The sequence below is a fragment of the Agrococcus sp. SL85 genome, from assembly GCF_026625845.1.
GTDB lineage: Bacteria > Actinomycetota > Actinomycetes > Actinomycetales > Microbacteriaceae > Agrococcus.
The window spans coordinates 2,565,706-2,585,514 of record NZ_CP113066.1 but is presented as its reverse complement, the minus strand read 5'-3'; the positions used below and the strand labels follow the sequence as shown (position 1 = coordinate 2,585,514).

The window sequence follows — 19,809 nt, the reverse complement described above, 5'->3', positions numbered from 1 at the left end:
ACCGCCGGAGCGCGTGCCGATCGCCGCCTAGGATCGTGCGCATGACGACTCCAGAGACGCAGCCCGCAGCCACCCTCACCGACCGCGATCGCGCGATCCTCGCCGCCGTCGACGCCGGCTTCGAGCGCACCGTGGAGGACCTGCGGGCGCTCGTGCGGATCCCGAGCGTCTCGTGGGACGCCTACGACCCCGCGCACGTGCAGGCGAGCGCCGAGGCCGTCGCCGCGCTCGCCGAGGGCACGGGCGTCTTCGAGCGCGTCACGATCGAGCGCGCGCCCATCGGCGACACCGACGAGCTCGGCCAGCCCGCGGTGCTCGCGGTGCGCGCGCCGAAGGCGGGCAAGCCCTCGATCCTGCTCTACGCGCACCACGACGTGCAGCCCTGGGGCGACGAGTCGCTGTGGCGCACGCCGCCCTTCGAGCCCACCGAGGTCGACGGCCGCCTCTACGGCCGCGGCGCCTCCGACGACAAGGCGGGCGTCATCGCCCACATCGCCGCGGTCCGCGCGCTCGCCGAGGTCGCCGACCCCGAGCTCGGCATCGCCCTCTTCATCGAGGGGGAGGAGGAGCACGGCTCCCGCTCGTTCTCGCGCTTCCTCGAGCTGCACGCCGACACGCTCCGGGCCGACGTCATCGTCGTCGCCGACTCCGACAACTGGGACGTCGACACGCCCTCGCTCACGGTCGCGCTCCGCGGCAACGTCGCCTTCAACGTGCGCGTCTCGACGCTCGGGCACGCGAGCCACTCCGGCATGGTCGGCGGCATCGTGCCCGACGCGATGCTCGCCTTCGCGAAGCTCGCCGCGTCGTTCTGGCGCGAGGACGGCTCGGTCGCGGTCGAGGGGCTCACGGAGGCCGACCTCGACGTGCCCGAGCAGAGCGAGGAGGCCGTGCGCCACGAGGCCGACGTGCTCGAGGGCGTCTCGCTCATCGGCACGGGCCCGCTGCTCAGCCGCGTCTGGGCGAAGCCCTCGGTGACGCTCACGGGCATCGACGCGCCGAGCGTCGCCGACGCCTCGAACACGATCCTGCCGACGGTGCGCTTCCGCATCTCGACGCGCATCGCGCCGGGGCAGTCGGCCGAGAGCGCCTTCGCGGCGCTCGACGCGCACATCCGCGCGCACGCGCCCTTCGGCGCCCACGTCGCGTACGACTCGATCGACCTCGGCGACCCCTTCCTCGTCGACGCGAGCGGCTGGGGCGCGCAGGAGGCCAAGCAGGCGATGGCGGATGCGTGGGGCACGGCCCCCGTCGAGGCGGGCATCGGCGGCTCGATCCCGTTCATCGCCGACCTCGTGGCGCAGTTCCCCGAGTCGCAGATCCTCGTGACGGGCGTCGAGGACCCCGCGACGATGGCGCACAGCCCCAACGAGTCGCAGCACCTGGGCGTGCTGCGCCGGGCGATCGGCGCCGAGGCGCTGCTGCTCGCCCGCGCGGGCGATCGCTCCGCCTGATCGGGCCGGAGCGGGAATACACTGGAGGCCGGGTGCGCTGCACCCGAGGAACCACGGGAGGAGCACGCAGATGACGGACATCGCGACGCACGGCGTCACGCTCACCGACACCGCCGCCGACAAGGTGCGCCGGCTGCTCGACCAGGAGGGCCGCGACGACCTGCGGCTGCGCGTCGCCGTGCAGCCGGGCGGGTGCTCGGGCCTCATCTACCAGCTGTACTTCGACGAGCGCAGGCTCGACGGCGATGTCGTCCGCGACTTCGACGGGGTCGAGGTCATCGTCGACCGCATGAGCGTGCCGTACCTCGACGGCTCGACCATCGACTTCGAGGACACGATCCAGAAGCAGGGCTTCACGATGGACAACCCGAACGCGCAGGGCTCCTGCGCGTGCGGCGACTCCTTCCACTAGCAGCGACCCCGCGAGCGCAGCGCGGTGCGTCGCGGGGCTCCTGCGCGAGCGGCGACTCCTTCCACTGAGCCTCCGCGCCACTTCGCGCGACACGCCGTCGGCCTCCGGGCCGGCGGCGTTCGCGCATCCTGGCGGGCCCTCGCATCCGGCCCTCTGAGGAGGGTCGCGGGGGTCTGGGCGTGCGCTGTGGGTACTAGGATCGATACCGACGTTCACCCGAGTCGGAGGAAGACCTTGCGCAATCGTCGATCTCGTTGGATCGCGGCCCCGCTCGCCGTGGTGGTGGCGCTCGCGCTCGCCGGATGCACCCAGGAGCAGCTCCAGGGGTACATGCCGTCGCAGCCGGGCCTGACGAACCACGTCGACCGCATCATGGGCCTGTGGACGACCTCCTGGATCGTGCTGCTCGCCGTGGGCGTCATCACGTGGGGCCTCATGATCTTCGCCGCGGTCGCCTACCGCCGCCGCAAGGGCCAGGTCGGCCTGCCGGTGCAGCTCCGCTACCACATGCCGATGGAGATCTTCTTCACCATCGTGCCCGTGATCCTCGTCGCCGGCTTCTTCGCGTTCACCGCGCGCGACCAGGCGATCATCGAGGAGCCGAACGCCGACCCCGACTACTCGATCACCGTCTACGGCAAGCGCTGGTCGTGGGACTTCGTCTACGAGCGCGAGGGCCAGGAGCAGGTCTACTTCCAGGGCATCCAGGCGCAGCGCGACGCCGACGGCCAGTACGCGGAGGGCGAGCTGCCCACGCTCGTGCTCCCGACCGACTCGTCGATCGAGATCACGCTCGAGGCGCGCGACGTCGCGCACTCGTTCTGGATCGTCGAGTTCCTCTACAAGAAGGACATGCTCCCGGGCGTCACGAACCACATGTACTTCGAGACGGGCTCGCAGGAGGGCGTCTTCCGCGGCAAGTGCGCGGAGCTCTGCGGCGAGTACCACTCGGCGATGCTCTTCAACGTCGAGCTCGTCAGCCCCGCCGAGTACGACGCCTACCTCGAGAGCCTCGAGGCCGAGGGCAACGTCGGTCCGCTCGACGAGTCGATCAACCCCTTCTCGGGCGACCAGGGCATCGACCCCGAGAGCGACGAGAACGTCGACAACACGAACCAGGAAGAGGGCAACTGATGTCCACGCAGACGGCGCCCGCGCCCGGCATCAGCCGCAGCGCAGAGTCGAAGGGCAACGTCCTGGTCAAGTGGATCACCTCCACCGACCACAAGACGATCGGGTACATGTACCTGATCACGTCGTTCCTGTACTTCTGCATCGGCGGCGTGATGGCGCTCCTGATCCGTGCGCAGCTGTTCGCGCCGGGCCTCGAGGTCGTGCCGACGGAGGAGCAGTACAACCAGCTCTTCACCATGCACGGCACGATCATGCTGCTCATGTTCGCGACGCCGCTCTTCGCGGGCTTCGCCAACGTGCTCATGCCGCTGCAGATCGGCGCGCCCGACGTCGCCTTCCCGCGACTCAACGCGCTCGCCTACTGGCTCTACAGGCTTCGGCTCGTTCATCGCCGTCGCCGGCTTCCTCACCCCGCAGGGTGCCGCGTCGTTCGGCTGGACCGCGTACACGCCGCTCAGCGACGTCGCGTACTCGCCCGGCATCGGCGGCCACCTCTGGGTGCTCGGCCTCGCGCTCTCGGGCTTCGGCACGATCCTCGGTGGCGTGAACTTCATCACGACGATCCTCACGATGCGCGCGCCCGGCATGACGATGTTCCGCATGTCGATCTTCACCTGGAACATCCTCATCACGTCGATCCTCGTGATCATCGCGTTCCCGGTGCTCGCGGCCGCGATGTTCGGCCTCGCGGCCGACCGCATCTTCGGTGCCCACATCTTCGACCCCGCAAACGGCGGCGTCGTGCTGTGGCAGCACCTGTTCTGGTTCTTCGGCCACCCCGAGGTGTACATCATCGCCCTGCCGTTCTTCGGCATCATCTCCGAGGTCATCCCGGTCTTCTCGCGGAAGCCGATCTTCGGCTACAACACCCTCGTCGGCGCGACGATCGCGATCGCCGCCCTGTCGGTGACGGTGTGGGCGCACCACATGTACGTGACGGGCACGGTGCTGCTGCCGTGGTTCGCGCTCATGACGATGCTCATCGCGGTGCCGACCGGCGTGAAGATCTTCAACTGGATCGGCACGATGTGGCGCGGCTCGATCACGTGGGAGTCGCCCATGGTGTGGGCGCTCGGCTTCCTCGTGACGTTCACCTTCGGCGGCCTCACGGGCGTGATCCTCGCCTCGCCGCCGCTCGACTTCCACCTCTCCGACGGCTACTTCGTGGTGGCGCACTTCCACTACGTCGTCTTCGGCACGGTCGTGTTCGCCATGTTCTCCGGCTTCTACTTCTGGTGGCCGAAGTGGACGGGCAAGATGCTCAACGACCGCCTGGGCCACATCCACTTCTGGCTGCTCTTCATCGGCTTCCACATGACGTTCCTCATCCAGCACTGGCTGGGCGTCATCGGCATGCCGCGCCGGTACTACACGTACCTGCCCGAGGAGGGCTTCACCTGGATGAACCAGATCTCCACCGTGGGTGCGATGATCCTGGCGCTGTCGATGGTGCCCTTCCTCTGGAACGTGTGGATCACGGCCCGCACGGCGCCGAAGGTCACGGTCGACGACCCGTGGGGCACCGGCCGCTCGCTCGAGTGGGCCACGAGCTGCCCGCCGCCGCGCCACAACTTCACGTCGATCCCGCGCATCCGCTCGGAGTCGCCCGCCTTCGACCTGCACCACCCGAACGCGGGGCCGCAGTTCGGCGTCGGCGCGGGCCCCCTCGAGGACAAGCCGCAGCGCGACGACGTGATCGACGTGACGAAGACCGGAGACCGCTGACATGCGCGCGAACCTGATCCTGCTGGGCGTCCTGGCGACGTTCTTCTTCGCCGCGGCCGCGGTGTACACGCTCTGGCACATGCTCGCCTACGGCGGCGAGGTCGAGTGGACGGGCACGGTCGGCATGGCGCTGACCGGCATGCTCTCGGTGCTCATCGGCTTCTACCTCTGGCTGCTGTACCGCAACCAGAACGGCGTGGAGCTGCCGGAGGACCGCCTCGACGCCGAGATCGACGACGGCGACCCCGAGCAGGGCCACTTCTCGCCCTGGAGCTGGTGGCCCATCTCGCTCGGCGGTGCGCTGGCGCTCATGTTCGTCTCGCTCGCGGGCCCGACGTTCCTCATCCCCATCGCCGCCGCGCTGATCCTCATCATGCTGGTGGGCTGGGTGTACGAGTACTACCGCGGCAACTTCAGCCGCTGACGCGATCGGCTCGGAGCCCCCGTCCTCGGACGGGGGCTCCGTCGCGTCTAGGCGATGCGGCCGGCGCGCCGGCCCGTGTGCAGGCAGCCGCCGAGGAACGTGCCCTCGAGCGCGCGGGCGCCGTGCACGCCGCCCCCGCCGAAGCCCGCGGCCTCGCCGACGGCGAGGAGCCCCGGCACGGGCGTGCCGTCGGTGCCGAGCGCCCGCGCGTCGAGGTCGGTCTCGATGCCGCCGAGCGTCTTCCGCGTGAGGGTGCGCAGGCGCACGGCGATGAGCGGCCAGTGCCGCTCGTCGAGGATGCGGTGGGGCGCGGCGGTGCGCACGAGGCGGTCGCCCACGTACTCGCGCGCGCGGCGGATCTCGACCGCCTGCGGGTCGTCGGAGGCCGGATCGGCGACGGCATCGTCGCGCGCCTCGATCGCGGCGACGACGGCGGCGCGGTCGAGCTGCCCGCCGCCGAGGGAGTCGGCGCTGAGCCGCTCCATGCCGTCGAGGAGCTCGGTGAGGCTCGAGGCGACGACGAAGTCCTCACCGTGGTCGAGGAACGCCTGCACGGGCGCGGGCGCGCCCGGCAGCACGCGCTGCGCGAGGCGGCGCAGCGAGCGCCCGGTGAGGTCGGGGTTCTGCTCGGAGCCCGAGAGCGTGAACTCCTTCTCGACGATCGACTGCGTGAGCACGAACCACGAGTGCTCGGCGCCGACCGAGCGCAGGTGCGCGAGCGTCTCGAGGGTGTCGAAGCCGGGGTAGCAGGGCGCTGGCAGCCGCTGCCCGCGGTGGTCGAGCCACAGGCTCGACGGCCCCGGCAGGATGCGGATGCCGTGGCCGGGCCACACGGGATCCCAGTTGGCGATGCCCTCGGTGTAGTGCCACATGCGGTCGCCATGCACGAGCCGTGCGCCGGCGTCGCGCGCGAGGTCGAGGCCCGAGCCGTCGACGTGCGCGGGCACGCCGCGCAGCGGCGCGGCGGGCGGGGTGCCGAGCCGCGCGGGCCAGAGCTCGTGCACGCGCGCGAGCTCTCGCCGCCGATGCCGCCGGTCGCGACGACGATGCTCTCGGCGCGCGCCGCCCAGCCGCCGACGACCTCTCGGCTCGAGGGCTCGCCGCGCACCGCGACGTCCTCGGCGAGGCGCTCGCCCTCGGCGCCCACGACCCGGCCCTCCTCGACCAGCAGCCGCGTCGCGCGATGCCGGAACGAGAGCTGCGCCCGGCCCTCGGCGACGGCCTCCCGCAGCTGCCGCGTGAAGGGCGCGACGAGGCCCGGCCCCGTGCCCCAGACGATGTGGAAGCGCGGCACGCTGTTGCCGTGGCCGCCGGGCGTGCGCGCGCCGCGCTCGGCGTGGCCGACGACGGGGAAGAGCCCGACGCCGAGCTCGCGCAGCCAGGGCCGCAGCTCCTCGTGCGCGAACGCGAGGTACGCCTCCATCCACGCGCGGCCGTGCTCGTCGCCGTCGGCGTCGAAGCCGGCGCTGCGCAGCCAGTCCTCGCGCGCGAGGTCGACGGAGTCGCGGATGCCGAGCCGGCGCTGCTCGGGGGAGTCGACGAGCAGCAGCCCCCCGAACGACCACCAGGCCTGCCCGCCGATCGAGCGGCGGCCCTCCTGCTCGACGATCCACACCGTGCGGCCCCGGTCGAGGGCGCCGCACGCGGCGACGAGGCCGGCGAGGCCCGCGCCGATCACGAGCACGTCGGTGTCGGTGGTCGTGTCGGGCATCGTCGCCTCCTGGGTGGTCGCGCTAGCGGAAGAGCGGGTTCCGGTTGAGCATCGCCGTCGCGGCGCGCTCGAAGTAGTCCATGAGCTCCGCGCGGTGCAGCGGGGCGGGGTCGAGCGCGTCGACCGAGGCCGTCATCGCCGCGAGCCAGCGGTCGCGCGCCTCGAGGTCGATGGGGAACGGCGCGTGGCGCATGCGCAGGCGCGGGTGGCCGCGGGTGTCGCTGTAGGTGGTGGGGCCGCCGAAGAACTGCTCGAGGAAGAGCCGGAGGCGCTCCTCGGCGCCCGCGCGGTCGTCCTGCGGGTACATGGGCCGCAGCACCTCGTCCTCCCAGACGCGGTCGTAGAAGCCGTGCACGAGCGCCGCGAAGAACGGCGTGCCGCCCATCGCCTCGTGCAGCGACTGGCTCACGCCGTGCCCTTCTGCGGGCCCTCGAGGCCCTGCACGACGACCTTCTGCAGCGACGGGAGCGTGACGCCGAGGTCGTCGAGGCCGTCCTTCACGCGGCGGCGCAGCTCGCGCGCCACGTCGTCCTTCGCGCTCGCGCGGGTCTTGACGACGAGGCGGATGACGACGGCCTCGGCCGACACCGACTCGATGCCCCAGGTCTCGGGCTTCTCGATGATGCGGGACTCCCACGCGACGTCCTCGCTCATCGCGGTCGCGACGTCGAGCAGGCGCTGCTCGACCGCGTCGACGTCGACGTCGTAGGGCACGGCCTGGTCGAGCAGCACGCGCGCCCAGCCCTGCGACTTGTTGCCGACCCGCAGGATCTCGCCGTTGCGCACGTACCAGAGCGTGCCCTGCACGTCGCGCACCTGCGTGACGCGGATGCCGACCGACTCGACGACGCCCGTCGCCTCGCCGAGGTCGACGACGTCGCCGATGCCGAGCTGGTCCTCGAAGACCATGAACAGGCCGTTCAGGAAGTCGCGGATGACGCCCTGCGCGCCGATGCCCGCGGCGGCGCCCAGGAAGCCGGCCATCGCGACGAGCGAGCCGCCGTTCACGCCCAGGATGCTCAGGATGAGGATGAGGGCGAGGACCGCGATCACCCAGGCGACGATCGTGTTCAGCACGCTCCCGATCGCGCGGGTGCGCTGCACGATGCGCACCTGCGCGAGCGGGGAGTGGGAGAGCGCCTCGGTGTCGGCGGCGTCGGCCCGGCGCTTGACGCCAGTGACCACCTCGTGGACGACGCGGCCGATGATCGCCTTGACGACGTAGTAGCCGATGATCGCGCCGAGCACGATCAGCACGATCGAGAAGCCCTGGCCCCACTCCGACCACCAGTCGGCGAACGCCGCCCAGGAGATCCCCTCGCCCGCGGCGTCGCCGCCGGTCCGACCCAGCATGTCTCCTCCGATCAGGCGTCGCGCTCCTGGGCCGCGAGCGCGCGCTCGACGCCGGCCAGGTGCTCGATGATGATGCGGCGCAGCGCCGGCACGGGCTCGTGCGAGGCGAGCCAGCCGCGCGTGGCCTCGGCCAGCTCCTCGCTCGCGAGCGGCGCGGGGTAGAGGCCCGTGAGGAGCCCCTCGGCCACGTGGTAGCTGCGCGAGGCCCAGATGCCCTCGATCGCGTCGTGGTAGCGGGCGACGAGGCCCTGCAGCGACGCGGGGTCGTTGACGTGGGCGATGCCGTTGCCCGTGTAGCGCACGATCATGTTCGAGGCGCCGATCTCGTCGGCGACCGACGCGAACGCGGCCTCCTTCGCCTCGGGCGTCGGCACGGTCGCGCGCGCCCTGGCGGCGAACTGGCGGCCCGTGGCGGTGTCGTCGGCCGCGAGCTCCGCGTCGATCTCGACGGTGCCCGCGGCGCCCGTGAGCACGAGGCCGTCGAGCAGCTGCCAGCGCAGGTCGCTGTCGATCGCGAGGCCCTCGAGCGCCTCCGTGCCGTCGAGCAGGCTGCGGAGCGCCGCGGCGTGCGCCTCGGTGCTCGCGAGGCCCGCGAAGGCGCCGACGAACTGGAACTGCGCGTCCGAGCCCGCCTCCGCGTCCTTCGCGAGCTCCCACAGCCGGTCGCCGACCCGCTCGATCGTCGCGGCCCGCTTCGCGGGGTGCACGAGCGTGCGGGCCGTCTGCGCGAGCTGCAGCAGCGAGAGGCGGATGGTGGTCGACTCGGTCTCGGCGCCGATGTGCTCGAGCACGAGGTCGACGTAGTCGGAGGCCGGCGTCTCGGCGTCGCGCGTCGCGTCCCACGCGGCGCCCCACACGAGCGCCCGCGCGAGCGGGTCGGCGATGTCGCCGAGCTGCGCGAGCGCGGCGCGCATCGAGGCCTCGTCGAGGCGGATCTTCGCGTAGGCGAGGTCGTCGTCGTTCACGAGGATGAGCGCGGGGCGCACGTGGCCGACGAGCGAGGGCACCTCGGTGCGCTCGCCGTCGACGTCGAGCTCGACGCGGTGCACGCGGCGCATGGCGCCGTCCTCCTCGTCGTAGAAGCCCACCGCGAGGCGGTGCGGGCGCAGCGTCGGGTGCGACGCGGGCGCCGTCTGCTCGATCGCGAACGACGTGATGATGCCGTCCGCCGTCGTCTCGATGGCGGGGCGCAGCGTGTTGACGCCCGCGGTCTCGAGCCAGAGGCGGCTCCACTCGCCGAGCTCGCGGCCGCTCGCGGCCTCGAGCTCCACGAGCAGGTCGCGCAGCTCGGTGTTGCCCCACGCGTGCTTGCGGAAGTAGTTGCCGACGCCCGTCATGAAGGCCTTGAGGCCCACCCAGGCGACGAGCTGCTTCAGGACCGAGCCGCCCTTCGCGTAGGTGATGCCGTCGAAGTTGACCTGCACGTCCTCGAGGTCGCGGATCTCCGCGACGATCGGGTGGGTCGAGGGCAGCTGGTCCTGCTTGTAGGCCCAGGTCTTCTCCATCGCCTGGAACGTCGTCCACGCGCCCGTCCACTCCGTGGCCTCGGCGGTGGCGATCGTCGACGCCCACTCGGCGAACGACTCGTTGAGCCACAGGTCGTTCCACCAGCGCATGGTGACGAGGTCGCCGAACCACATGTGGGCCAGCTCGTGGAGGATCGTGACCACGCGCCGCTCGCGGATCGCGTCGGTGACCTGCGCGCGGAACACGTAGACCTCGGTGAAGGTCACGGCGCCTGCGTTCTCCATGGCGCCCGCGTTGAACTCGGGCACGAAGAGCTGGTCGTACTTCTCGAACGGGTACGGCACGCCGAACTGCGACTCGAAGTAGGCGAAGCCCTGGCGGGTCTTCTCGAAGATGTAGTCGGCGTCCATGTGCTCGGCGAGCGAGGCGCGGCAGAAGATGCCGAGCGGGATGACGCGGCCGTCGGACGACGTGAGCTCCGAGCGGACGATGTCGTAGGGGCCGGCGACGAGCGCGGTGATGTAGCTCGAGATGCGCGGCGTGGGCGCGAACGACCACGTGGCCACCTCGCCGTCGACGACGGGCTCCGGCGTCGGCTGGTTCGAGACGACCTGCCAGCGGGCGGGAGCGGTGACGGTGAACGCGAACTCGGCCTTGAGGTCGGGCTGCTCGAACACGGCGAAGACGCGGCGGGAGTCGGGCACCTCGAACTGCGAGTAGAGGTACACCTCGCCGTCGACGGGGTCGACGAAGCGGTGGAGGCCCTCGCCGGTGTTGACGTAGAGGGCGTCGGAGACGACGCGCAGCTCGTTCTCGGCCTGCAGGCCCTCGAGCCGGATGCGAACGGAGTCGTCGACCGCGGCCACGTCGAGCTCGACGCCGTTGAGCGTGACCGAGTGGACCTGCTTCGAGATGTGGTCGATGAACGTCGACGCACCCTCGGTCGCGCGGAAGCGGACGGTCGTCGTGGAGCCGAACACCTCGTCGCCCCGGGTGAGGTCGAGCTCGATGTCGTAGGCGTCGACCTGGACGATCGCCGCCCGCTCCTGGGCTTCTGCGCGGGTGAGGTTCTCTCCGGGCACGCTGGACTCCTTGCGTCATGGTGTGATGCGTGGCACCAGCGTAGTCGCGGGGTCGTGGGCGGACTCGCAGGCGCGGATAGCATCGAGGCATGAGTGCCGAGCAGGCTGCCAAGCCGACCGTCCGCATGTGGTTCGACCCGACCTGCCCCTGGGCGTGGATGACCTCCCGGTGGCTCGGCGAGGTCGCCGAGGCCCGCGGGCTCGCCGTCGACTGGCAGGTGATGAGCCTCGCCGTGCTCAACGAGGGGCGCGACCTGCCGGAGGCCTACGCCGCGCGCATGCCGCGCTCGATGCGCCTCACGCGCCTCGTCACCGCGGCGCGCGCGGAGGGCGGCGACGCGGTCGTGAAGCCGCTCTACGACGCGCTCGGCACGCGCATCCACCCGGGGGCGCGGAAGGACGACGACGCGATCGTCGCCGAGGCGCTCGCCGAGGCCGGCCTCCCCGCCTCCCTCGCCGAGGAGACCGAGGCGCACGACGAGGCGCTCCGCGCGAGCCACAGCGCGGCGATCGAGCTCGTCGGCGACGACGTCGGCACGCCCGTCATCGCCGTGGGCGACGTCGCCTTCTTCGGCCCCGTCGTCAGCCCCGCGCCCACCGGCGAGGAGGCGCTGCGCCTCTTCGACGGCATCGTGGCGGCAGCCTCGGTCGACGGGTTCTTCGAGCTGAAGCGCTCGCGCACCCGCGGCCCGCAGTTCGCACCGACCGCCGAGGAGTCCTGATGCGCGTCCACGTCGCCACCGACCACGCCGGCTTCGAGATCTCGAAGCGGCTCGTCGCCCACCTCGAGGCCGCCGGCCACGAGGCGGTCGACCACGGCCCCGCCGCCTACGACGCCGAGGACGACTACCCCTCGTTCTGCATCGCCGCCGCGCGCGCCGTGGTGCGCGACCGGCGCGCGGGCGTCGAGGCGCTCGGCGTCGTCTTCGGCGGCTCGGGCAACGGCGAGCAGATGGCGGCCAACAAGGTGGAGGGCGTGCGCGCGGCGCTCGCCTGGAGCCTCGCGACCGCCGAGCTCGCCCGCGAGCACAACGACGCGAACGTCGTCGCGGTCGGCGCGCGCCAGCACTCGGAGGTCGAGATGCTCGCGATCATCGACCGCTTCCTCGCGACGCCGTTCTCGGGCGCCGAGCGGCACGCGCGGCGCATCGCGCAGCTGGGGGAGTACGAGACGACGGGCGCGATCGCCGGCCACGAGATCGACTGATGCCGGAGGGCCACTCCGTCCACCGCATCGCCCGGCAGTTCGGGGCGAACTTCGTCGGCCGCGCCGCGGCGGTCTCGAGCCCGCAGGGGCGCTTCCAGGTGGGGGCGGCCGAGCTCGACGGACGCACGATGACGTCCAGCCGCGCGATCGGCAAGCACCTGCTGCTCGGCTTCGACGACGAGGGCGGCGCGAGCGACGCGGCCTTCCTGCACGTGCACCTGGGGATCTACGGCGCCTGGGACTTCGCGGGCGCGATCTCGGTCGATCCGACGATCGCCGCCGCGGACGGCCGAATGGGGCAGACGGGGATGCGCGGTGCCGCCGGCGCCGACGGCGAGCACGAGGACTCGATCGCATCGATCGGCGCGCCGCGGCTCGCGAGGCTCCGCGCGGGGGAGCGGGAGCGCGCCGACGAGCTGGCGGCGTTCCCGCCGGAGCCGGTCGGGCAGGTGCGCGTGCGCATCCTCACGCCCGTCTCGGTCGCCGACCTCCGCGGGCCGACGGTGTGCGAGGTGCTCGACGACGACCAGGTGCGCGCGCTCGCGGAGCGCCTGGGGCCCGATCCGCAGGCGCTCACCGAGTCGCGCCGCTCGGCGGAGGATCGCTTCGTGGCACGCGCTTCGCGCTCAGGCCAGGCCATCGGGCAGCTGCTCATGGACCAGTCGGTCGTCGCCGGCATCGGCAACGTCTACCGCGCCGAGCTGCTGTTCCGGGCCCGCATGGCGCCGCACCGGCCCGGCAGCGCGGTGCCGGAGGACGAGCTGCGGGCGCTGTGGCGCGACTGGACGAAGCTCCTGCGGATCGGCGTCGAGACCGGGCAGATGCTCACGATCGACGGGCTCCGCGGCGAGCGGCGGGCGGCGGCGCTCGCGAACCGCGCCGACCGGCACTGGGTCTACAAGCGCGAGGGGATGCCCTGCCGGCGCTGCGGCACGCCGATCGCGCTCGAGGTCATGCAGGGGCGGAAGCTCTACTGGTGTCCCGGCTGCCAGGTGTAGCGGGCGCCGCGCGGCCTCAGCCGAAGCGGTAGGTCGTCGCGAAGTCGTCGCCCGTGATCACCCACGTGCCCGTGGGGTCGTCGGCGCGCACCGAGACGATCACCTGCACCCGCTCGCGGTCGCCGGGCGCGAACTCCCAGATGCAGCCGAGGTCGTTGGGCGATGCCGCGGTCGAGGCGGAGTTCTGGTCTGCCACGGGGCCGCCGTCGGGCTGGTAGCCGAAGGTGAGGTCGTGCATCGGGTGCGTGGTGATGACGCCGACGTTCGCGATCTCGAGCTCGAGCACCACGAAGCGGCTGCCGCTGCGCGGCGTGGCAGCGGGGCCGGTGCCGCCGCACCCCTCGGTGGCGATGCTGTCGGCGGGGTCGATCGAGCCGAGCGGCGTGATCTCCCACGTGGAGCCGCGCTGGGAGTGGATCGTCACCGTCTGGCCGTAGCCGAAGTCGCCGGGCGCCGTGGTGGGCACGGGCGGGTCGGTCGGGCCGTTCGTGACCGGTGGCGGTGCGATGTCGGTCATGGTGGGGAGCGGGCCCTGCGACTGCGGGATGTCGGGATCCGCGGGCACCGACGGCGGCATCGCCACGCAGGCGACGAGCCCGAGCGAGGCGGCGACGACGAGCGCCGCGCCCAACCGGGACGAGCCGCGGCGGCGCGGGCGCGTGGAGAGGTGGCCCGGCACGCGGCCACGGTATCGCTCGCGGCTGGCGCTCCGCTGGTGGACCGGCGCCGCGGATGCGGTAGATTCGACCAGTCCCGCGAGGGGCGCGCGGGCGTAGCTCAATGGTAGAGCCTCAGTCTTCCAAACTGATTACGCGGGTTCGATTCCCGTCGCCCGCTCCACCGCACCGCACCGCACCGCATCCCGCTACGCTCACGATGTGCAGCGCAGCATCCCCGCAGACCTGATCCTCGGCGGCGCGACCGCCGCCTACCAGATCGAGGGCGCCGCCCATGAGGGCGGCAGGACCCCGAGCATCTGGGACGCGTTCTCGCGCGTGCCCGGCGCCGTCATCGATGGCCACACGGGCGACGTCGCGTGCGACCACTACCACCGCATGCCCCAGGACGTCGCGCTCATGCGCGAGCTGGGCTTGCAGGCGTACCGCTTCTCGACCAGCTGGTCGCGCGTGTGCCCCGACGGCGGCCCCGTGAACCCGACGGGCATCGACTTCTACTCGCGCCTCGTCGATGAGCTGCTCGAGGCGGGCATCATGCCCTGGCTCACGCTGCACCACTGGGACATGCCGCAGACGCTCGAGGAGGCGGGCGGCTGGCCCGCGCGCGACACCGCCCACCGCTTCGTCGACTACGCGCTCGCGGTGCACGACGCCCTCGGTGACCGCGTGCGCGCGTGGACGACCATGAACGAGCCGTGGTGCTCGTCGTTCCTCTCGTACACCGCTGGCGCGCACGCGCCGGGCCGGCAGAGCGTCGCCGACGGCCTCGCCGCGGGGCACCACCTGCTCCTCGCGCACGGCATGGCCGTGCGGGCGCTGCGGGACGCGGGCGCCGAGCAGCTGGGCATCACGCTCAACCTCACGGTCGCCGATCCGGTGGACCCCACGTCGGCCGCCGACGTCGATGCCGCGCGCCGCATCGACGAGCAGTTCAACCGCTTCTTCCTCGACCCGATCTTCCGCGGGCACTACCGCGACTCGCTCCTCGCCGACGTCGGGCACCTCGGCCTCGACGCGGTCGTGCAGGACGGCGACCTCGCGACGATCGCCGCGCCGATCGACGTGCTGGGCGTGAACTACTACCACGGCGATGCGGTCTCGGCCGTGCCGCCGGCGCACGCGCCGCTGCAGGACGCGCCGACCGAGCGCCCCGTCGGCAGCCCCTACCCGGCGGCCGAGGGCGTGCACGTGCACCCGCGCGGCCTCCCGACGACGTCGATGGGCTGGGAGGTGCAGCCCGAGGGCCTCACGCGGCTGCTGCGGCAGGTGCACGAGGAGTACGCCGAGCCCGCGGGCACGGCCCTCTGGGTGACCGAGAACGGCGCCGCCTACGACGACGCGGTCGCGGACGACGGCGCGGTGCACGACCGGGATCGCACCGCGTTCCTGCGCGCGCACGTGGGCGCCGTCATCGACGCGATCGAGCAGGGCGTGCCCGTCGAGGGCTACTTCTACTGGTCGCTCATGGACAACTACGAGTGGGCGTGGGGCTACCACAAGCGCTTCGGCATCGTGCGGGTCGACTACGAGACGCAGGAGCGCACGGTGAAGGACTCGGGCCTCGAGCTCGCGCGCATGATCCGCGAGCGGACGCTCTAGGGGCGCTCCTCGTCGGGGTCGGCGAGCTCTCGCGCCGCCTCGGCGAGCGCGAGCAGGTCGCGCACCTGCGAGCGCAGCAGCGGCACGGCCGTGATCCGGAGCGCCCGGTCGAGCATCGGCACCGCCTGGTCGACGAGCGCGCGCGAGCGTCGCTGGTCGGTGCTGCGGTCGCTCGCCCACGCGAGCATCCCCGCCATGACGAGCGTCCAGAGGAGCTCGGGGAGCGCCGCGCGCAGCTGCCGGTCGGCGACGAGGTCGGAGTCCTCGACGACGCGGGTGAGCAGGGCGGTCATGCGCTCGCGCGCCGGCGCCGAGGCGGGCCCGAAGGGGCTCGTGGGGGCGTCGATCGAGATCGCCTGCCCGAGCGTCTCGGTGGCGACGCGGTGGTAGGGCCCGATCTCGTCGAGCATCGCGCCCAGCACCACGCGCATCCGCGCGGCGAAGGGCCGTACGCCCTCGAGCAAGGGCGTGGCGCGCTCGTCGATGCGGGCGACGGCCTCGTCGTAGAGCGCGACGAGCAGGTGCTCCTTCGACGGCATCGAGGTGTAGATCGTGCCGGGTGCGACGCCCGCGCGCTCGGCGATGCCGCGCATCGTGGTGTCGCGCCAGCCGTCGGTGCGGAGCGCCTCGAAGGCGACCTCCCGGATGCGGGCGGCCGTGCGCTCGCGCTTCGTGCCGGTCATGCGGTGGCATCCTCGGGCTCGGGCGGGCGGATGCCCCTGGTGCGGATGGCGCGGCGGCGCGAGACGCCGCGCGCGACGACGGCGGTGATCGCGCCGCAGCCCGCCGGGAGGGCGTACGTGCCGGGGTCGTGCATCGTCCACGTCGTGGCGGAGAGCGCCAGGGCGCCGCCGAGCGCGCCCAGGGCGGCGAACGCGAGCAGGTGCAACCACTCCCAGCGCACGACTCGCAGGAGCGTGGCGGCGCCGATCGCCACCGGCACGCCGTAGAGGCTGAGCGCCACGAGGCCCGTCATCATCGCGACCGCGCCGATCGCTGCGCCGGCAGCGCCGCCGAGCACGCCGAGGACGATCGAGAGCACCGCGAGCGTCACCGCGCCCACGACCCAGCCGCACGCGATGTCGCCGCCCCTCCACTCGTGGCGGCGCGGGTCGCGCCACGGCGTCGCTGCGGGTCCCGAGACGTCCGCGGTTGAGGTGCTCACCATGGCACGAGCATAACTGAACGCGTTCATAACGGCGACGCGTGCGTCGGGCACGAGCCGTCAGTAGCGGCTGGAGAGCCCGCCGTCGGCGTGGAGCAGCTGCCCCGAGACCCAGCGACCGGCGGGGGAGACCAGGAACGCCACGACGCCCGCCGCGTCGGCAGGCGTGCCCAGCCTGCCGAGGGGCACATGCTCGGGCAGCGACGAGCGCAGCTCGTCGTCCATCCAGCCGGTGTCGATGGGTCCGGGGTTCACGACGTTGGCCGAGATGCCGCGCGGGCCGAGTTCGCGCGCCGCCGAGATGACGATGCGGTCGAGCGCGCCCTTCGACGCGCCGTACGGCAGGTTGCCGGTCGTGTGGTCGCTCGTGAGCGCCACGACGGCCCCGCCGCCCTCCGGCGTCTGCCGCGCGAAGGCGGCGATGAGCAGGAGGCTTGCCCGTGCGTTCACGGCGACGTGGCGGTCGAAGGCCTCCGACGTGGTGTCGAGGATGCCCGACTCGACGCCGTGCGCGTGGCTCAGCACGAGCGCGTCGAGCGGCCCGTGGGCGTCGCGCGCGGCGGCGACCAGCGCGTCCGGCGCTGCGGGGTCGGCGAGGTCGGCGGGCAGATCGGTGGTGCCGACGCCTGGCGCATCGGAGGTCACGACCGTCCAGCCCTCGGCGCGGAGGCGTTCGGCGATGCCGACGGCGAGGCTGTTCGGGCGCGCGGCACCGGTGATGAGAGCGAGGGGCATGCTCGCACGATAGCGAGCGGCGCCCGGACGGCGGCGCCAGGACGACGGCGTCAGAACGGCGGCGGGGGAGCGCCGGGCGGCGGCGGTGAGCCGTGCCACGGTGCGGGCTCAGCGGCGGGCGGCCGTGCACCCGCGGCGCGGAGCCGCTCGCGCTCGGCGAAGCGCGGACCGATCGCGGCCGGCTGGTCGACGTCGGTGCGCCCGGCAGGCGAGGTCCACTCGAGCACTCCGGGCGAGGGCTGCCGCAGCCGCCAGCGGGTGGCGTGCTTGAGCGTGTGGTGGCGTCGGCAGAGGTGCGCGAGGTTGACGGCTGCGCGTTAATCATGACCCCATGAGACGAGCCCATGCCGCTGCGATCTGCGCCCGCATCTCGAGCGACCAGACCGGGCAAGGGCTCGGCGTGCAGCGGCAGCTCGAGGACTGTCACAAGCTCGCCGAGAGCAAAGGGTGGCAGGTGGCGGAGGTCTACGTCGACAACGACATCTCGGCCTACCGGAGCAAGCATCGCCCGCAGTACGCGAGAATGCTGGAAGACATCGAAGCGGGCCGGATCGATGCGGTGATCGCGTACCACCAGGATCGGCTGACGCGCAGGCCGATGGAGTGGGAGCAGTTCGTGGAGCTGTGCGACCGCTCCGGCGTCGATCAGCTCGCGACCGTCACGTCCGACATCGACTTCGGCAACGACAACGGCATGTTGATCGCGCGGATCACGGCAGCAGTCGCGGCGAACGAGTCGGCACGGAAGTCGGAGCGGGTGAAGCGCAAGATGCAGCAGAACGTCGAAGCGGGCCTGCCGCACGGCGGATCAACGCGCCCGTTCGGCTTCGAGCCCGACCGCGTGACCGTGCGCGAGTCGGAGGCGCAGGTGATCCGCGAGCTCGCGGCCCGCTACCTCGCGGGCGAGTCGATGCGGTCGCTCGCGAACTGGATGAACGATCAGCAGATCCCCACGACCGGCAAGGCCGAGGTGTGGCGCACCGCGACGCTTCGAACGATCCTCACGCGCGGTCGCATCGCCGGCCTCCGTGACCACAAGGGCAAGCCGGCCGGCACGGCGGTGTGGCCGGCGATCATCACGCTCAGCCAGCACGAGCAGATCCTGGCGCTGCAGCGGTCGAAGCAGCGGCAAGGCAGACGTGCGCCGCGTCGCTATCTGCTCAGTGGTCTGCTCACGTGCGGCAGGTGCGGCAGCCGCCTCTACAGTGCCGCGCGCCAGGACACGCGACGCTACGTGTGCTCCAAGGGCCCCGACCACGGCGGCTGCGGGCGCATGACCATCGTGGCCGCGCCGGTCGAGCAGTGGATCGCAGCCGCGGTGCTGATGCGGCTCGACACCGAAGTGATGCGCGATGTGCTCGCGGGCCGGGCCGCGAAGGACGAGCGCCACGCGCAGCTTGTCGGCGAGATCGAGAGCGCGCAGACCGCGATGCGCGAGTTTGCTGAGATGTTCGGGGCAGGTGAGATCACTCGCCCTGAATTGCTCGCTGGGCGCAAGCCCGCCGAGGCGCGGATCATCGCGGCGCAGCGGCAGCTCGACCAGATCAGCGGCGCGCACGCGTTGCACGGTCTGGTCGGCAATGGCGGAGCGCTCAGGGAGCAGTGGGGGAGCCTCAACCTCGACCGACAGCATGCGATCGTCCGCGCCGTCATGGAGAGCGCGACGATTCAGCCAGGCAAGGCAGGGGCGCAGAAGCTCGATCCCGCCCGGATCGTGCCGATCTGGGTGTCCTAGGCGCTCCGGGCAGGCGGCGCCGCACCTGCGGTGCCGCGCGCCGCCTCCCCGGACGCGCCGAGGAGCACGCCCAACTTGGCCACGAGCACCGCATCGGTGATCTGCACGGGCACGCCCTGCGCTTCGCATGAGGCAACGAGCCATTGGCGCACCGCCTCCAGATCCGGCTCGCCCATCACCGGCCCCACTGCGCTCAGATCGCCGGAGCGCCCTGCCACCCGGGACTCTCCAACAACGACCACTGCGTCGCTGGAGCGCCACCCATCAGCTCCGACGCCTCCGACAGCACCGAGTGCGCAGAGACGGCCGACAGGCGGATCGTTTCCGGCTGGAAGCCCTGTGCGACGTCATACCGGTGCAAGCCCAGTTCCCGCGCCTGCGCGTCATCGAAAGTCTTCGCGACGTACTTCGAGAGATAGCCCGCAGCTGTGCGGGCCTCCGTCAGCGCAGTCGATCCGACCGGCAGGTCGCCGATCAGCTTGATGTGGACGAAGCCATGACCCCATGCATCTGCGATGACGCTGCGCTTGATGTACCGGCCCACTGCGAAGTGCGCGTGCAGGCCGTGGCCGCTCTTGTGCCACTCAGGCACCCACGCATACGGCAAGGGCTTGCCGTCGAGACCGGCGCGCAGCGCTCGGAAGAAGTCGCCAAGGTGCTCGCGCAGCAGCGCAGGATCGTGATTGCCAGCACCCCGATAGGTGAGCGTCCCGAGTCGATTCAGTCGATTCGCGGCGCAGTAGCGGCGCAGCTTCGAGCGCGCGCGACGACCGGCCTCGGCGGCGGCACGCTCAGGATCGCGGGCCTCGCCCCGTGCGACGTACTCAGGCACGGTGCGGACGCTGCGCCGAAATGAGCCGCCACCTTCACCCGCTTCAGGGCAGAGCGTGAACGACCAGCCAGCGTCGGGGCGCGCGAGAGCAACAAGGGA

The 19,809-nt window shown here is 72.2% G+C and carries 18 protein-coding genes, 1 tRNA gene and 3 pseudogenes; 11 read left to right on the top strand and 11 right to left on the bottom strand.

Annotation, left to right across the window (positions count from 1 at the left end):
• Positions 1-41 precede the first annotated feature (41 nt).
• The 5 genes and pseudogenes from OVA14_RS12830 (at position 42) to OVA14_RS12810 (ending at position 5,149) form a co-directional block, all read left to right on the top strand.
• The gene (locus OVA14_RS12830) at positions 42-1,454 is read left to right on the top strand and encodes a M20/M25/M40 family metallo-hydrolase (protein WP_267504216.1); all 1,413 of its coding nucleotides are present in this window, start codon (positions 42-44) and stop codon (positions 1,452-1,454) included.
• A gap of 70 nt (positions 1,455-1,524) precedes the next feature.
• The gene (locus OVA14_RS12825; protein ID WP_267504215.1) at positions 1,525-1,866 is read left to right on the top strand and encodes a HesB/IscA family protein; all 342 of its coding nucleotides are present in this window, start codon (positions 1,525-1,527) and stop codon (positions 1,864-1,866) included.
• 234 nt (positions 1,867-2,100) lie between these two features.
• Complete coding sequence (gene coxB, locus OVA14_RS12820; RefSeq protein WP_267504214.1) at positions 2,101-3,000, top strand: cytochrome c oxidase subunit II; 900 nt, start codon at positions 2,101-2,103, stop codon at positions 2,998-3,000.
• A pseudogene (gene ctaD / locus OVA14_RS12815) lies at positions 3,000-4,725 on the top strand (cytochrome c oxidase subunit I). Before coxB ends, ctaD begins: the two are co-directional and overlap by 1 nt.
• A 1-nt stretch (position 4,726) precedes the next feature.
• Positions 4,727-5,149 (top strand): cytochrome c oxidase subunit 4, encoded by a 423-nt coding sequence (locus tag OVA14_RS12810; RefSeq protein WP_267504213.1) that lies wholly within the window; start codon positions 4,727-4,729, stop codon positions 5,147-5,149.
• Positions 5,150-5,196: 47 nt separating this feature from the next.
• Here the strand turns inward: OVA14_RS12810 and OVA14_RS12805 are convergent.
• The 4 genes and pseudogenes from OVA14_RS12805 to pepN form a co-directional block, all read right to left on the bottom strand.
• Positions 5,197-6,860, bottom strand: a pseudogene (locus OVA14_RS12805) (FAD-binding dehydrogenase).
• A 22-nt stretch (positions 6,861-6,882) separates the two neighbouring features.
• The gene (locus tag OVA14_RS12800; RefSeq protein ID WP_324288066.1) at positions 6,883-7,245 is read right to left on the bottom strand and encodes a globin; all 363 of its coding nucleotides are present in this window, start codon (positions 7,243-7,245) and stop codon (positions 6,883-6,885) included.
• A 20-nt stretch (positions 7,246-7,265) separates the two neighbouring features.
• A complete protein-coding gene (locus tag OVA14_RS12795) occupies positions 7,266-8,213 on the bottom strand; it encodes a mechanosensitive ion channel family protein (RefSeq protein ID WP_267504211.1) in 948 nt (315 codons plus the stop codon).
• Positions 8,214-8,224: 11 nt separating this feature from the next.
• On the bottom strand, positions 8,225-10,762 hold the full coding sequence (pepN, locus tag OVA14_RS12790) for an aminopeptidase N (RefSeq protein ID WP_267504210.1): 2,538 nt from the start codon (positions 10,760-10,762) through the stop codon (positions 8,225-8,227).
• Positions 10,763-10,851: 89 nt separating this feature from the next.
• Between pepN and OVA14_RS12785 the strand changes: the two genes are divergently transcribed.
• The 3 genes from OVA14_RS12785 to OVA14_RS12775 are packed head-to-tail and all read left to right on the top strand — an operon-like array spanning position 10,852 to position 12,967.
• The gene (locus tag OVA14_RS12785; protein ID WP_267504209.1) at positions 10,852-11,484 is read left to right on the top strand and encodes a DsbA family protein; all 633 of its coding nucleotides are present in this window, start codon (positions 10,852-10,854) and stop codon (positions 11,482-11,484) included.
• Positions 11,484-11,969 carry a ribose-5-phosphate isomerase gene (locus OVA14_RS12780; protein ID WP_267504208.1) on the top strand — a complete coding sequence of 162 codons (486 nt, stop codon included), beginning with the start codon at positions 11,484-11,486 and terminating at the stop codon, positions 11,967-11,969. Before OVA14_RS12785 ends, OVA14_RS12780 begins: the two co-directional genes overlap by 1 nt.
• On the top strand, positions 11,969-12,967 hold the full coding sequence (locus OVA14_RS12775; RefSeq protein ID WP_267504207.1) for an Fpg/Nei family DNA glycosylase: 999 nt from the start codon (positions 11,969-11,971) through the stop codon (positions 12,965-12,967). The genes OVA14_RS12780 and OVA14_RS12775 overlap by 1 nt, the downstream gene beginning before the upstream one ends.
• Positions 12,968-12,983: 16 nt before the next feature.
• Here OVA14_RS12775 and OVA14_RS12770 read toward each other — a convergent pair whose 3' ends face one another.
• Complete coding sequence (locus OVA14_RS12770) at positions 12,984-13,646, bottom strand: hypothetical protein (protein ID WP_267504206.1); 663 nt, start codon at positions 13,644-13,646, stop codon at positions 12,984-12,986.
• An 87-nt stretch (positions 13,647-13,733) separates the two neighbouring features.
• Here OVA14_RS12770 and OVA14_RS12765 point away from each other — a divergent pair.
• Positions 13,734-13,807: transfer RNA gene (locus OVA14_RS12765), tRNA-Gly, on the top strand.
• A gap of 38 nt (positions 13,808-13,845) precedes the next feature.
• Positions 13,846-15,243, top strand: coding sequence for a GH1 family beta-glucosidase (locus OVA14_RS12760; protein WP_267504205.1), 1,398 nt, complete (start codon positions 13,846-13,848; stop codon positions 15,241-15,243).
• Here OVA14_RS12760 and OVA14_RS12755 read toward each other — a convergent pair.
• The 4 genes and pseudogenes from OVA14_RS12755 to OVA14_RS13965 form a co-directional block, all read right to left on the bottom strand.
• Positions 15,240-15,926, bottom strand: coding sequence for a TetR family transcriptional regulator (locus OVA14_RS12755; RefSeq protein ID WP_267504204.1), 687 nt, complete (start codon positions 15,924-15,926; stop codon positions 15,240-15,242). The genes OVA14_RS12760 and OVA14_RS12755 overlap by 4 nt on opposite strands.
• The gene (locus OVA14_RS12750; protein WP_267504203.1) at positions 15,923-16,411 is read right to left on the bottom strand and encodes a hypothetical protein; all 489 of its coding nucleotides are present in this window, start codon (positions 16,409-16,411) and stop codon (positions 15,923-15,925) included. The genes OVA14_RS12755 and OVA14_RS12750 overlap by 4 nt, the downstream gene beginning before the upstream one ends.
• A gap of 57 nt (positions 16,412-16,468) precedes the next feature.
• Positions 16,469-17,143: an SDR family oxidoreductase gene (locus tag OVA14_RS12745; RefSeq protein WP_267504202.1), complete on the bottom strand. Its 675-nt coding sequence runs from the start codon at positions 17,141-17,143 to the stop codon at positions 16,469-16,471.
• A gap of 176 nt (positions 17,144-17,319) precedes the next feature.
• Positions 17,320-17,448 (bottom strand): annotated as a pseudogene (locus tag OVA14_RS13965) (HNH endonuclease); the annotation flags it as partial.
• A 26-nt stretch (positions 17,449-17,474) separates the two neighbouring features.
• Here OVA14_RS13965 and OVA14_RS12735 point away from each other — a divergent pair.
• Positions 17,475-18,878, top strand: coding sequence for a recombinase family protein (locus tag OVA14_RS12735; protein ID WP_267504201.1), 1,404 nt, complete (start codon positions 17,475-17,477; stop codon positions 18,876-18,878).
• Here OVA14_RS12735 and OVA14_RS12730 read toward each other — a convergent pair.
• Positions 18,875-19,096: a hypothetical protein gene (locus OVA14_RS12730; protein WP_267504200.1), complete on the bottom strand. Its 222-nt coding sequence runs from the start codon at positions 19,094-19,096 to the stop codon at positions 18,875-18,877. The two genes, OVA14_RS12735 and OVA14_RS12730, sit on opposite strands and share 4 nt — an antisense overlap.
• Positions 19,072-19,710, bottom strand: coding sequence for a rolling circle replication-associated protein (locus OVA14_RS12725; RefSeq protein ID WP_267504199.1), 639 nt, complete (start codon positions 19,708-19,710; stop codon positions 19,072-19,074). Before OVA14_RS12725 ends, OVA14_RS12730 begins: the two co-directional genes overlap by 25 nt.
• Positions 19,711-19,809: the final 99 nt, after the last annotated feature.